Consider the following 13,703-nt stretch of genomic DNA (forward strand, 5'->3'; position numbering starts at 1 on the left):
GGCCCTCGCGCCCCGCCTCCCCTCGCCCTCCTCAGGCCTGCGGCGGGTCCGCGGGACCGCCGTGCCGGAGGACTTCCAGCAGGGCCCGCAGGCGCGGCGAGGCCGTCAGCTCCTCCAGTGGCACCGGCCTGCCCTCGTGGTCCGCGATCGGCAGCCGCCAGTTCGGGTACTGGTCCCAGGTGCCCGGCAGGTTCTGCGGGCGGCGGTCGCCCACGCCGTCCGGCAGCCAGACGCCGAGCAGCCGGGCCGGGGTGCGCAGCAGGAAACGGTGGACGGCGCGGATCTCCTCCTCCTCGTCGGAGCCGGGCGGTCCGGCGGCCGGGCTGTCCAGCAGTCCGAGGCTGCCGAGCAGGGCGAGCCACTCCGCCGCGTCGGCGGCGGCCTCGGCGTGCTCCTCGGCCGCCGAACGGGTGAGCAGGCCGAGACGGTCGCGCAGCCCGACGTGGTCGCCGGTGAGCCGGGCGGCGGTGGGCGGCAGATCGTGGGTGGTGGCGGTGGCCAGGCAGTCGGCCCGCCAGCGCTCGGGCGGCAGCGGGTGCCCGTCGCCCTCCCAGTCCCGTTCGAACCAGAGCACGGAGGTGCCGAGCACCCCGCGCCGCTGCAGCGTCTCGCGCACGCCGGGCTCGACGGTGCCGAGGTCCTCGCCGATGACGACCGCGCCGGCCCGGGTGGCCTCCAGGGCGAGGAGGGCGAGCATGGCGTCGGCGTCGTAGCGGACGTAGGTGCCCTCGGTGGGCGGGCTGCCCTGGGGCACCCACCAGAGCCGGAACAGGCCCATGACGTGGTCGATGCGCAGGGCGCCGGCATAGCGGAAGAGGGCGCGCAGCAGCTCGCGGTAGGGGGCGTGGCCACAGGCGGCGAGCCGGTCGGGGCGCCAGGGCGGCAGGCCCCAGTCCTGTCCGCGGGCGTTGAAGGCGTCCGGTGGGGCGCCGACCGAGGTGCCGGCGGCGAACACGTCCTGCTGGGCCCAGGCGTCGGCGCCCACCGGATGCACGCCGACGGCGAGGTCGTGCACGATCCCGACGGGCATCCCGGCCTCGCGGGCGGCACGCTGGGCGGCACGGAGCTGGCCGTCGGTGAGCCAGGCGAGGCGGGCGTGGAAGTCGACGCGGTCGGCGAGCCGGGCGCGGGCACGGGCCGTCTCGGCCGAACGCGGGTCGCGCAGCCCGTCCGGCCAGCGGTGCCAGTCGGAACCGTGGACCTCGGCCAGGGCGTACCAGGTGGCGTGGTCGTCGAGCGCCTGCCCGTGGGCGGCGCGGAAGTCGTCGTAGGCGGCCTGCCGGCCGGGCCCGAGGGGGACCGCGAGGACCAGTTCCAGTGCCTCGCGCTTCAGCTCCCACACGGCGTCGCGGTCGATGAGGGCGCCCTTGTCGAGGACGGTGGCCCGCAGCCGTTCGGCCCGCTCCAGCAGTGTGTGCAGCCGCTCACGGTCCTCGACGTACCCGAACTCGCCGATCTCCTCGATCCGCAGGTGCACGGGGTCGGGGAAGCGGCGGGAGGAGGGCCGGTACGGCGACGGGTCGGTGGGGGCGCCCGGTACGGCCGCGTGCAACGGGTTGACCTGGACGAACCCGGCACCGGCGGTGCGACCGGCCCAGCCGGCCAGCTCGGCGAGGTCACCGAGGTCGCCCATGCCCCAGGAGCGGCGGGAGAGCAGCGAGTACAGCTGGACGAGGAGGCCGTAGGAGCGGCCCGGCGGGGCGGGCAGCCGGTCGGGGGCGACGACGAGGTGGGCGTGACCGGTGCGCCCGTCGGGCGCGGTCGCGGTCAGCCGGTGGACGCCGAGGGGGAGCCCGTCGGTCCCGTTCCGCTCCTCGCCCTCCTCGGTCTCCACCAGCAGCCGGGTGCCGGGGGGCAGTGCGGCGAGGGCGGCGGGGGGCTCGGCGCCGGCCCACCGGACCAGTGTCGGCGGCAGCAGGCGCTCGCGCAGTTCGCGTTCCCGCTCGGTGAGCGCGGCGCGGACGGCGTCCGGGGTGCCCGCGTCGACGCCGAGGGCGGCCAGCGCGGCGATCACGGCGGAGGCGGGGACCGCGACGGTACGGTCCGGTGCGGGGCTGTAAGAGCCGGCGACCCCGTGCAGTTCGGCGAGCCGGGACAACTCGGGGCCCGCCGTCGGGGGCGGCTCCGTGTCGTCGTACGCCGCGGCCATCTACACCCCCGCGGTGAAGAAGTCGGGGATCGGGTCGGACTCGCTGGTCAGCGAGGCGGTCTCGGCGAGCGGAGGCTCACTGGTCAGGGGCTCGGCGTCCGGCAGCGGCGGTTCGCTGGTCAGCGGCGCCTGCGTGCACGCGCTCTCGGAGCTGAAGACGCACAGCGGCGCCTCGTCGGTCTCGGCGGACTGCTCCGCCTCGGGTTTCCACTGTGCGGGGAGAAAAAGTCGGGCCGGTGCGGCCACGGGGGCCTCCTTGTGGATGCGTCGGTGGGGGCGGGTGAGGGGTGGGGGGAAAGCCAGTGCGGGTGATCGGTGGGGGCGTCGGTGTGGGTGCTCGGTCGGGGGGTCGGTGCCGTGTCGGACGGTGCGGGGGCGGTGCGGTTCTCGGTCGGGTTACGGCAGGCCTACCCCGTGACGGCGCCCGCACTCACGGCCGCCGGCGGAGCACCTGATGGAGTGGCCGTGATCCGGAACCGGCCCGGTGATCGACAGAAGGGTCGTGAAACCGCTCCGTCCCATGGGGACCGGCGGGGGCAGGACGCCGGTGCCTGCACGGACGCGGCGCTGCTGTGGGCCGTCGCCGCGAGGAAGGTCACGGACCACTTGATGGAGTGGCCGTGATCCGGAACCGACCGGTGACCGACGGAAGGGTCGTGAAACCGCTCCGCCCCGTGGGGACCGGCGGGGGCAGGACGCCGGTGCCTGCACGGACGCGGCGCTGCTGCGGGCCGTCGCCGCGAGGAAGGCGACGGTCACGGACGAGCCGAGGGACGTGCAGAACCTGCCGGTGCGCTGGGCGGACCGGCCCGGCGGACCGCCCAGCGAGGAGGCCGGGCCGCCGGATCGGGGGCGGGCACCCGGGGCACACGCCACGCACCGCGCACACACGCATCCCGGGTACACATCGGCTGCCGCACGCCCCGAGCACGCACCTGAGGCACACACGTCGCCCCGGCGCACGCACGGAACACACGCGTACCTCGGGCACACACGTCACCGCCGCGCACGCCCCGGCACACACGCACCCCGGGCACACACGTCACCGCCGCACACGCCTCGAGCACACACGTCGCCCCGGCGCACGCACGGAACACACGCGCACCCCAGGGCACACACGTCACCGCCGCGCACGCCCCCGGCACACACGTCACCCCTGCGCGCGCCCCCGCACCGTACGGCCCGGACACCGTCCCGGCCGTCCCCCGCACGCAACCGGCCCGGACGGCTACGCCGAGATGCCGTCGATCCGGGCCATGGCGTCGTCCGCGCCGTAGGGCTGCAGGTAGGGCAGCCAGCGCGGGTCCCTGTGGCCGGTGCCGATGATGCGCCAGGCCAGTCCGGTGGGCGGAGCCGGTTTGTGGCGCAGCCGCCAGCCCAGCTCGACCAGATGCCGGTCGGCCTTGACGTGGTTGCAGCGGCGGCAGGACGCCACCACGTTGTCCCAGCGGTGTTGGCCCCCGCGGCTGCGCGGGATGACGTGGTCGACGCTGGTTGCGACGCCACCGCAGTACATGCACCGGCCCCCGTCGCGCGCGAAGAGCGCTCGCCGGGTGAGGGGGACGGGCCCGCGGTAGGGGACCCGCACGAATCGCTTGAGCCGGACCACGCTGGGTGCGGGGACTGTGACGGTTGCGCTGTGCATATAGGCGCCGGATTCCTCGAGGGGAACGGCCTTGTTCTCCAGGACGAGGACGAGCGCGCGGCGAAGCGGTACGACGCCGAGCGGCTCGTACGACGCGTTGAGGACCAGGACATGCGGCACGGGTGCCTCCTTGGGCGTCGGCGGCGCGTGGCTCGCGCCGGGACGATCTGCAGTCAGTCTCCCCTCATGCCTGGTGAACGCGCCACCATGTCCCGGTAACGGGCTGGGAGTGTTTTCGACCACACCCGATACATCCCCAGGACGACGGCCTGTTCAAGCCGGGGTGAGCCCCGTCTCTCCTGCGGCCCTCCTCGCCGGATCCGCGGGAGGCACGCGCAATGCCCCGTTAGTGTGGTGGTCCCGTCCGTCCGGTGACCTTTTCGTGACCTTGACCGCCCGCCGGTGCGGATCGCGCAGCACCTTGGAGGTACCTGCCGTGTCGTCCTTGCCCGCCGCCCTGTCGGCCGCCGGTGCATCGCCGTCCCCGTCGCCCTCCCCCTCGGGGTCGACGTCCCCGGCCGTGCCGACGCTCCAGGACGCCCAGGACAGCGCGACGAACGCGGCGAGCTGGGTCGAGCAGAACTGGTCGACGTGGCTCGCGATGGGTCTGCAGATCCTGCTGGTCGTGGTGGTGGCGATCGCGCTGAGGGCGATGGTGCGGCGGGCGATCACGAAGCTGATCGACCGGATGGGCCGCACCGCGCAGGCCGTGGACGGCAGCCCGCTGGGCGGCCTGCTGGTCAACGCCGAGCGGCGGCGCCAGCGCTCGGCGGCGATCGGGTCGGTGCTGCGCTCGGTGGCCAGCTTCCTGATCCTGGGTACGGCCGCGCTGATGGTGCTGGGCACCTTCAAGATCAACCTGGCGCCGTTGCTGGCCTCGGCCGGTGTGGCCGGCGTGGCGATCGGTTTCGGCGCCCGGAACCTGGTCACGGACTTCCTCTCCGGTGTGTTCATGATCCTGGAGGACCAGTACGGCGTCGGGGACGTGATCGACGCCGGTGTGGCCTCCGGAGAGGTGATCGAGGTCGGTCTGCGGGTGACCAAGCTGCGCGGCGACAGCGGTGAGATCTGGTACGTCCGCAACGGCGAGGTCAAGCGGATCGGCAACCTCTCGCAGGGCTGGGCGACGGCCGGGGTCGACGTGACCGTGAAGGCGAGCGAGGACCTGGACCGGGTCAAGGCCACGCTGGACGAGGTCGCCGAGAAGATGAGCAAGGAAGAGCCCTGGAACGAGCTCCTGTGGGGCCCGGTCCAGGTGCTCGGCCTGGACTCGGTGCTGATCGACTCCATGGTGGTCCGCGTCTCGGCCAAGACGATGCCGGGCAAGTCGGTGACGGTCGAGCGGGAGCTGCGCTGGCGGATCAAGCGGGCCTTCGACGCGGCGAGCATCCGCATCGTGGGCGGCGCGACGGCCGCGGAGGACGTGGAGGACGCCCCGGACCCGACGGCCGCCGTCGCGGCGCCGGCGGTGTACGCCAGCGCGGACTCCCCGCAGACGGCGGCGACGGCCCCGATCGGCACGCAGCGTCCGGCACCGCCGGCGAAGTAGGGGAACGAGCCGGCCGAGCCGGTCAGGACGCGGTGGGACCCCCTCGGTGGCGCCCCCGTGACCGGCGGCGCCGGTCCCCGTGCTGGACGTGCGGCGACCTTCCGGACACGGAGCCTCTTCACCGGCCCCCCGCACTTCCTCCGCAACCGGTGATCCTCTAGGGTCGCGTCTCAGCGGGCCCTTGTTCTGGAGCGCGACGCCGCGCCCGGGGGCCCGTGTCGAATGTGGGGAAACATGCGAAAGCTCGCCATAGGCACCGCGCTGTCCGGTGCCCTGGCCCTGGCCGGAGTGGCCGCGCCCGCCGCCTCGGCGGCCGGTACGCCGGACCTGACGTTCTCCGGCGTGACCGTGAACAACGGCAAGCCGGTCGTGATCGGCACCGGCAGGACGGTGACCGTACCCGTCACCTACACGCTGACCCTGGCCAAGGGCCTGGTGATCGACCAGAAGAAGAACGTCCAGCTCGTGGCGCTGTACCGCGGCTCGCTGCAGTCGGTCGACAACGACCTGGGCCCGGAGGCCCCGCCCGTCTGCAAGCAGACCGCGACGACCGACACGACGGTCACCGAGAGCTGCGCCGAGAAGATCCTCGTCGATCCGCAGGAGTCGCTGCACGACGCCGCCGACGCGAGCACCTGGAAGGCCGCCGGCGTGTTCGCGCACCACGACGGCACCGCCTCCGACGACTACCTGCACGAAGAGAACGCCGTGACGGTCTGGGGCAACCTCGCCTCCGTCAAGGTGCAGCGCGCCGCCCGGCTGACGGTGGACGCCGCCCCGGAGCCCGTGGTCAAGGGCAGGACGCTCACCGTCAAGGGCAAGCTGACCCGGGCGGACTGGGAGTCCGGCAAGTACACCGGCTACAAGGGGCAGAAGGTCGTGCTGCAGTTCAAGGCGGACGGCGGCTCCTACGCGAACGTCAAGGGCATCACCTCCGGCACCGGGGGCGCCCTGTCCACCACCATGAAGGCGACCGGGGGCGGCACCTACCGCTTCGTCTTCGCCGGCACCGGCACCACGGGCGCGAAGACGTCCGCCGGTGACCACGTGACGGTCAAGTAGCCGCACCCCGCACCGCCGGAGCCCCCGCACACACGCGGCCGGCGACGCCCCGGCACCCACGCGGCCGGCACCCCCGCACACACGCGGCCGCGCCCACCCCACGGGCACGTCCCACGCCGGCCACGGCCACGGCCCCGCCCCCGAGGTAACGACTCTGTTGCCTCGGGGGCGTTGTCTATTGACGCCCCCTTCGTCCTGGGCTTACGTTCCTCCCACCCCAATAGGAAAGTTTCCTAACAATGATCTCCTGCGGGCCGGTGATCGACACTGGACTCCGCGCGGGGATCGCTGAGACCCTGGGCGGCTGGAAAGGCAGGTGTCGACCCCATGGCAGGAACCGCCGGTACGCCGGGCACCCCGCGCGTCCTGCGCGCCATGAACGACCGTGCCGCCCTGGACCTCCTGCTGGAGCACGGCCCGCTGTCGCGTACCCGGATCGGCAAGCTCACCGGTCTGTCCAAGCCGACCGCCTCCCAGCTGCTGGCCCGCCTGGAGGCGGCCGGGCTGGTCCGGGTGACCGGCACCAGCGAGGGCCGGCCGGGCCCCAACGCCCAGCTGTACGCGGTCGATCCCGGTGCCGCGTACGCCGCCGGGCTCGACGTCACCCCGGACCGCATCCGCGCCGCGGTCGCCGACATCACCGGCCGCACGGTCGGCGAGCACGAACTGCCCACCCCCGGCCGGCGTCCGGCGCGACCCGTCGTACGCCAGGTCACCGACGCCCTCGACGGCGCGGTGAAGGCCGCCGGGCTCGCCCGGTCCGATGTGCACCGGCTGGTCATCGGCACCCCCGGCGCCTTCGATCCGGGCACCGGGCGCCTGCGCTACGCCTCCCACCTCCCCGGCTGGCACGCCCCCGCGCTGCTCGAGGACCTCGCGGCGGCGCTGCCGATGCCGGTGGAGTACGAGAACGACGTCAACCTCGTGGCCATCGCCGAACAGCGGCTCGGCGCGGCCCGCGGGCACGGGGACTTCGTACTGCTGTGGAACCAGGAGGGCCTCGGTGCCGCCCTGGTCCTCGGCGGCCGGCTGCACCGCGGCTGGACCGGCGGCGCCGGCGAGGTCGGCTTCCTGCCGGTGCCGGGCACCCCCCTGGTACGCCAGGTGACCAGGGCGAACAGCGGTGGCTACCAGGAGCTGGCCGGCTCCCAGGCGCTGCCCCGGCTGGCCCGCGAGCTCGGCATCACGGACCTGCCGTCGGGGCCGTACACCGAGGCCGCGGCCGAGCTGGTGGCGCGCGCCGCCGATCACGCGGGCGGCCCGCACCGGGAGCTGCTCCAGACCTACGCGACCCGGCTGGCCACCGGTCTGGCCTCGCTCGTCTCCGTTCTCGACCCCGAACTCGTCGTCCTCAGCGGCTCCGCCCTGACGGCCGGCGGCGAGGTGCTGCGCGCCCTCGTCCAGGCCGAACTGGAGGAGCTGGCGGCGGCCCGCCCCCGGCTGGTCGTCGGGGAGGTCCGCGAACACCCCGTCCTGCGCGGCGCGTTGGAGTCCGCGCTCGCCACCACCCGCGACGAGGTCTTCGACACCTCACGCTGAGCCCGCCGTACCCAGCCCGGCACCTCGACCCCGCTCCGGCAGCACCGCCGCACCACCCCGGCTCCCCCTCACCACCACCCCAGCAGCACCTCGGTAGCACCTCCCCTCTCACCCATACCGCCCCCGGGAGACCTCGCCATGCCCGATGTCACACCCACCGTCGTCCGAAAGACGGCTTTTGCCCTGACCGCGTCGTTGGCCCTGCTCACCACCGCCTGTACCGGCCAGTCCGGCTCGGGTGCCACGGACGACGCGTCGAAGGACACGACGATCAACTTCTGGCACGCCTGGAGCGCGCCGAACGAGGTCAAGGCGGTCAGGTCGCTGGTCGCCGGTTTCGAGAAGGCGCACCCGAACATCCACGTGAACATCGTCGGCAACATGACCGACGACAAGATCAACCAGGCGCTGCGCTCCGGCGGCGGCAACGCCCCGGACGTGATCTCCTCCTTCACCACCAACAACGTGGGCAAGTTCTGCTCCTCGGGCGCGCTGGTGGATCTGAACCCCTTCTTCAAGAAGTCGGGCATCGATCCGGAGGCGACCTTCCCGAAGCCGATGAACGAATACACCCAGTTCGACGGGAACCGCTGCACGGCCCCGCTGCTCGGTGACGCGTACGGGCTCTACTACAACAAGACGGCGTTCAAGAAGGCGGGGATCGCGCATCCGCCCAAGACCTGGTCCGAGTTCGAGGCCGACGCCAAGAAGCTGACCATCCCCGAGGGCGACGGTTACCGGCAGCTCGGCTTCATGCCGAACTACCACGGCTGGGAGTCCACCACCGAGCACTATTTCGGGCAGTTCTCGCCGCAGTACTTCGGCAAGGACGGCAAGTCGAACGTCGCCACCGACCCGGCCTTCGAAAAGGGCTTCACCCTGCAGAAGAGGCTCGTGGACGAACTGGGCGGATTTCAGAGGCTGGAGAGGTTCCGCGCGACGCTCGGCGACGAGTGGGGCCCCAAGCACCCCTTCCACACCGGTCAGGTGGCCATGCAGCTCGACGGCGAGTGGCGGCTCGGGATGGCCGAGGAGGCCAAGCCGAAGTTCGAGATCGGCGTGGCCCCGCTGCCGGTGCCGGACGACCGGGCCGCGCAGTACGGCAAGGGCTACATCACCGGCACCATCACCGGCATCGCCGCCACCAGCCACAAGCAGAACGCGGCCTGGGAACTGGTGAAGTACATGACGACGGACACCGACGCAGTGGTCGGCTTCGCCAACGACATCCACAACGTGCCCTCCACGCTGGCGGCGCTGAAGTCCCCGAAGCTCACTTACGACCCGCGTTTCAAGACGTTCCTCGACATCGCCGGCAACCCGGACTCCACCACCTCCCCCGCCTCGATCAACGGCGGTGTGTACCTGGTGACGATCCAGCAGTTCGGCTATGACTACGAGAGCGGCAAGGTCACCGATCTGAAGGCCGGCCTGAAGAAGACGGCCGCGCAGATCGACACGGACATCGCGCAGGCGAAGTAGCCGATGAGTACGGTCACTTCGAAAGCCGAGCGCCGCCGGTCCGGCCTCGCCGCGAAGCAGCGGAGAAAGGCCCTGCGGACCCTCGCCTTCATGTCGCCCTGGCTGATCGGCTTCGCGGTCTTCTTCGCGTACCCGATGATCTCGACGGTCTACTTCTCCTTCATGCACTACGACGGTTTCCGGCCGCCGACGTGGAGCGGCGGGAAGAACTGGTCCTACGTCTTCGAGCACTACCCGCTGTTCTGGCCCGCCCTGCGCAACACCCTGTGGCTGGTGCTGATCACGGTGACCCTGCGCGTGGCCTTCGGACTGGGCATCGGCCTGCTCATCACCAAGATCAAGACAGCCACGGGCGTCTTCCGCACCCTCTTCTACCTGCCCTACCTGGCCCCGCCGGTCGCGGCGACCATGGCCTTCGCGTTCCTGCTCAACCCCGGTACGGGACCGGTCGACTCGATCCTGGAGAAGGCGGGGATCCCGGCCCCGGGCTGGTTCAACGACCCCACCTGGTCCAAGCCGGCCCTGACCCTGCTGGCGCTGTGGGGCGTCGGCGACCTGATGGTGATCTTCATGGCCGCGCTGCTCGACGTGCCGACGGAGCAGTACGAGGCGGCCTCCCTGGACGGCGCCTCGGCCTGGCAGCGCTTCCGCTACGTCACCCTGCCGAACATCTCCCCGATCATCGTGTTCGCCGTCGTGACCGGCGTGATCCAGGCCATGCAGTACTACACCCAGCCACTGATCGCCGGGAAGGTCGCCTCGGGCGTGATCCAGGGCGCGGGCACCCAGTTCGAGCCCGGCTACCCGGACAAGTCCACGCTCACCCTCCCCCAACTCGTCTACAACCTCGGCTTCCAGCGCTTCGACTACGGCTCGGCGTGTGTCGTCGCCCTCGTGCTCTTCGCCCTGTCGATGGCGTTCACCGCGCTGCTGATGCGGCGCCGGGGCGGACTCGTGCAGGCAGGTGACTGATCATGACCCACGTACTGGACCAGCCGGTGAAACAGGCGCCCACGGTGCCCCGCGGCGCCGAACGCACGGCCCGGCGCCGCGCCCTGCTGGAGTGGATCGCGGTCCACGCCCTGGGGGTCGCCGCGGCGCTGTTCTTCGTCCTGCCCTTCGTGTTCGTGTTCCTGACCTCGCTGATGAGCGACAGCCAGGCCCTCAGCCGCGACCTGATCCCGCACACCTGGGAGTGGGGCAACTACCGGAAGGTGTTCGACACCCCCGGCTTCCTGACCTGGTGGCGGAACACGCTGGTGTACGCCGGCCTCGGCACGGTCCTCACGGTGGTGTCCTCGACACCGGTGGCCTACGCGCTCGCCAAGTTCCGCTTCCGGGGCCGCGATCTGTCGCTCATGCTGGTGATCTCGATGATGATGCTGCCCCCGCAGGTGGTCATCATCCCGATGTACCTGTTCTGGGCGAAGCAGCTGGACCTGTCCGGCACGCTGTGGCCGCTGATCGTCCCGATGGCGTTCGGGGACGCGTTCTCGATCTTCCTGCTGCGCCAGTTCCTGCTGACGATCCCGAACGAGTACCTGGACGCGGCCCGCGTCGACGGCTGCGGAGAGCTGCGCACCCTGCTGAAGGTCGTCCTGCCCATGGCCCGGCCGGGCATCGCCGCCGTGGCCCTGTTCCAGTTCTTCTACGCCTGGAACGACTACTTCGGCCCCCAGATCTACGCGTCCGAGAATCCCGGCGCCTGGACCCTGAGCTACGGCCTGGAGTCGTTCAAGGGCGCCCACCACACCGACTGGAACCTCACCATGGCCGCGACGGTGCTGGTCATGGCCCCCGTGATCCTCGTGTTCTTCTTCGCCCAGAAGGCGTTCGTCGAGGGCGTCACGCTCACCGGAGTGAAGGGTTAACCACGTATGAAACTCACCGTGGTCGGCGGAGGCTCGACCTACACCCCCGAACTCATCGACGGCTTCGCACGCCTCAGGGACACCCTGCCCATCGAGGAGCTCGTCCTCGTGGACCCGGCCGCGGACCGCCTGGAGCTGGTGGGCGGCCTGGCCCGCCGCATCTTCGCCAAGCAGGGTCACGACGGCCGGATCGTCACCACCGGCGACCTGGACGCGGGCGTCGAGGGCGCCGACGCGGTCCTGATCCAGCTGCGCGTCGGCGGGCAGGCGGCCCGGCAGGAGGACGAGACCTGGCCGCTGGAGTGCGGCTGCATCGGCCAGGAGACGACCGGCGCGGGCGGCCTCGCCAAGGCGCTGCGCACGGTCCCGGTGGTCCTGGACATCGCCGAGCGGGTCCGCCGTACCAACCCGCGTGCCTGGATCATCGACTTCACCAACCCGGTCGGCATCGTGACCCGCGCCCTGCTGCAGGCCGGCCACCGGGCGATCGGCCTGTGCAACGTGGCGATCGGCTTCCAGCGCAGGTTCGCCGGTCTGCTGGGCGTGGCCCCGGCGGACGTCCACCTCGACCACGTCGGCCTCAACCACCTCAGCTGGGAGACCGGGGTCCGCCTCGGCGGCCCGGAGGGCGAGAACGTGCTGCCCAAGTTGCTCGCCGAGCACGGGGACGCGATCGCCGACGACCTGCGCCTGCCCCGGCCGCTGCTGGACCGGCTGGGCGTCGTCCCCTCCTACTACCTGCGCTACTTCTACGCCCACGACGAGGTCGTACGCGGCCTGCGCGGCAAGCCGTCCCGGGCGGCCGAGGTGGCGGCCGTGGAACGCGAACTGCTGGCGATGTACGCCGATCCGTCCCTGGACGAGAAGCCGGCCCTGCTCGCCAAGCGCGGCGGCGCCTACTACTCGGAGGCGGCCGTGGACCTCGCCGCGGCCCTGCTGGGCGGCGGAGGCAGCCCCTACCAGGTGGTGAACGCGCTCAACAGGGGCACACTCCCCTTCCTCCCCGACGACGCGGTGATCGAGGTGCAGGCGGCGGTCGGCCCGAGCGGCGCGGTGCCGCTGCCGGTGCCCGATCCGGACCCCCTCTTCACGGGCCTCGTCGCCAACGTGACCGCGTACGAGGACCTGGCCCTGGAGGCGGCACTGCGCGGCGGCCGCGACCGGGTCTTCCGCGCCCTGCTCGCCCACCCCCTGATCGGCCAGTACGAGTACGCCGAGACCCTCACCGACCAGCTGATCGCACACAACCGGGAGCACCTGGCGTGGGCCTGACCGCACCTGAGACCGCGCGCCGCACCGTCCCCGGGAGCGCGAGCGCCACCGCTCCCGGGGCCGCCGGCACCGCCGGCCCCGGGAGCGCGGGCGTGCTCGCCATCGACGCGGGCAACAGCAAGACCGACGTGGCCGTGGTCACCGCCGCCGGCGAGGTCCTGGCCACGGCCCGCGGCGGCGGCTTCCGGCCGCCCGCGGTGGGCGTGGCGGCGGCGCTGGACGCGCTGGCCGAACCGGTCGCGCGGGCGTTCGCCGAGGCCGGTGTGGCCTCGGTCGCCCATGTCTCGGCCTGCCTGGCCAACGCCGATCTGCCGGTCGAGGAGGAGCAGTTGGCGACCGCCCTGCGGGAGCGGGCGTGGGGGCGGTCGGTGGAGGTCCGCAACGACACCTTCGCGATCCTGCGCGCGGGGGTGGCCGAACCGCGCGGCGTCGCGGTGGTGTGCGGGGCGGGCATCAACTGCGTCGGCATGCGCCCCGACGGCCGTACCGCCCGCTTCCCGGCGATCGGCCGCATCTCCGGGGACTGGGGCGGCGGCTGGGGCCTGGCCGAGGAGGCCCTCTGGTACGCGGCGCGCGCGGAGGACGGCCGGGGCGAGCCGACGGCCCTGGCCCGCACCCTGCCCGCGCACTTCGGCCTGCCCACCATGTACGCCCTCATCGAGGCCCTGCACCTGGAGCACGTCGAGCACGACCGCCGCCACGAACTGGCCCCGGTGCTCTTCGCGACGGCCGCGGCCGGGGACGCCGTGGCCCGCTCCCTGGTCGTCCGGCTCGCGCAGGAGGTCACGGTGATGGCCACGGTGGCCCTGACCCGCCTGGACCTGCTGGCGGAGGAGACCCCGGTGCTGCTGGGCGGCAGCGTCCTGACCGCCGGTCACCCGCTGCTCGACGACACCATCCGCGATCTGCTGTCCGCCCGGGCCCCCGCGGCCCGTCCCCGCGTGGTCACGGCCAGCCCGGTGCTGGGGGCCGCCCTGCTGGGCCTGGACCGCCTCGGGGCGGGGGCGGAGGCGGGCGAAAGGGCCCGCGGGTACTGGGAGTCGGGAAGGGTGTGACCGCAGAGGACCAGCCCCGCGACGGAACCGGTCCGGCGCCTCCCGCGTGTTCATGAACAGGGGGTGGTGTGCCCGGCGT

General features: G+C 72.6%; 11 protein-coding genes. 8 read left to right on the forward strand and 3 right to left on the reverse strand.

All coding sequences use genetic code 11. The features are described from left to right. Positions 1-31: 31 nt before the first annotated feature. From malQ to ABVB68_RS20140, 3 genes are all read right to left on the reverse strand, one after another. A complete protein-coding gene (gene malQ / locus ABVB68_RS20130) occupies positions 32-2,149 on the reverse strand; it encodes a 4-alpha-glucanotransferase (RefSeq protein WP_353602457.1) in 2,118 nt (705 codons plus the stop codon). Next, the gene (locus ABVB68_RS20135; RefSeq protein ID WP_353602458.1) at positions 2,150-2,395 is read right to left on the reverse strand and encodes a hypothetical protein; all 246 of its coding nucleotides are present in this window, start codon (positions 2,393-2,395) and stop codon (positions 2,150-2,152) included. Positions 2,396-3,377: 982 nt separating this feature from the next. Continuing rightward, a complete protein-coding gene (locus ABVB68_RS20140; RefSeq protein WP_353602459.1) occupies positions 3,378-3,914 on the reverse strand; it encodes an HNH endonuclease in 537 nt (178 codons plus the stop codon). Positions 3,915-4,230: 316 nt separating this feature from the next. On the opposite strand from ABVB68_RS20140, the gene ABVB68_RS20145 reads away from it, so the two are divergent. The 8 genes from ABVB68_RS20145 (at position 4,231) to ABVB68_RS20180 (ending at position 13,624) form a co-directional block, all read left to right on the forward strand. Next, the gene (locus ABVB68_RS20145) at positions 4,231-5,343 is read left to right on the forward strand and encodes a mechanosensitive ion channel family protein (RefSeq protein WP_353602460.1); all 1,113 of its coding nucleotides are present in this window, start codon (positions 4,231-4,233) and stop codon (positions 5,341-5,343) included. A gap of 234 nt (positions 5,344-5,577) precedes the next feature. Continuing rightward, a complete protein-coding gene (locus tag ABVB68_RS20150; protein WP_353602461.1) occupies positions 5,578-6,405 on the forward strand; it encodes a hypothetical protein in 828 nt (275 codons plus the stop codon). A gap of 327 nt (positions 6,406-6,732) precedes the next feature. Further along, a complete protein-coding gene (locus tag ABVB68_RS20155) occupies positions 6,733-7,944 on the forward strand; it encodes an ROK family transcriptional regulator (RefSeq protein WP_353602462.1) in 1,212 nt (403 codons plus the stop codon). Positions 7,945-8,082: 138 nt separating this feature from the next. Next, a complete protein-coding gene (locus ABVB68_RS20160) occupies positions 8,083-9,426 on the forward strand; it encodes an ABC transporter substrate-binding protein (protein ID WP_353602463.1) in 1,344 nt (447 codons plus the stop codon). A 3-nt stretch (positions 9,427-9,429) separates the two neighbouring features. Continuing rightward, entirely contained in the window at positions 9,430-10,398 is a 969-nt protein-coding gene (locus tag ABVB68_RS20165) for a carbohydrate ABC transporter permease (RefSeq protein WP_353602464.1), read from the forward strand. 2 nt (positions 10,399-10,400) lie between these two features. Further along, positions 10,401-11,297: a carbohydrate ABC transporter permease gene (locus ABVB68_RS20170; protein WP_353602465.1), complete on the forward strand. Its 897-nt coding sequence runs from the start codon at positions 10,401-10,403 to the stop codon at positions 11,295-11,297. A 6-nt stretch (positions 11,298-11,303) separates the two neighbouring features. Continuing rightward, entirely contained in the window at positions 11,304-12,569 is a 1,266-nt protein-coding gene (locus tag ABVB68_RS20175; RefSeq protein WP_353602466.1) for a 6-phospho-beta-glucosidase, read from the forward strand. A 92-nt stretch (positions 12,570-12,661) separates the two neighbouring features. After that, positions 12,662-13,624, forward strand: coding sequence for an N-acetylglucosamine kinase (locus tag ABVB68_RS20180; protein WP_353602549.1), 963 nt, complete (start codon positions 12,662-12,664; stop codon positions 13,622-13,624). The last annotated feature ends 79 nt before the right edge of the window (positions 13,625-13,703 follow it).

The sequence above is a fragment of the Streptomyces sp. NPDC096012 genome (assembly GCF_040426375.1).
Taxonomy (GTDB): Bacteria; Actinomycetota; Actinomycetes; order Streptomycetales; family Streptomycetaceae; genus Streptomyces.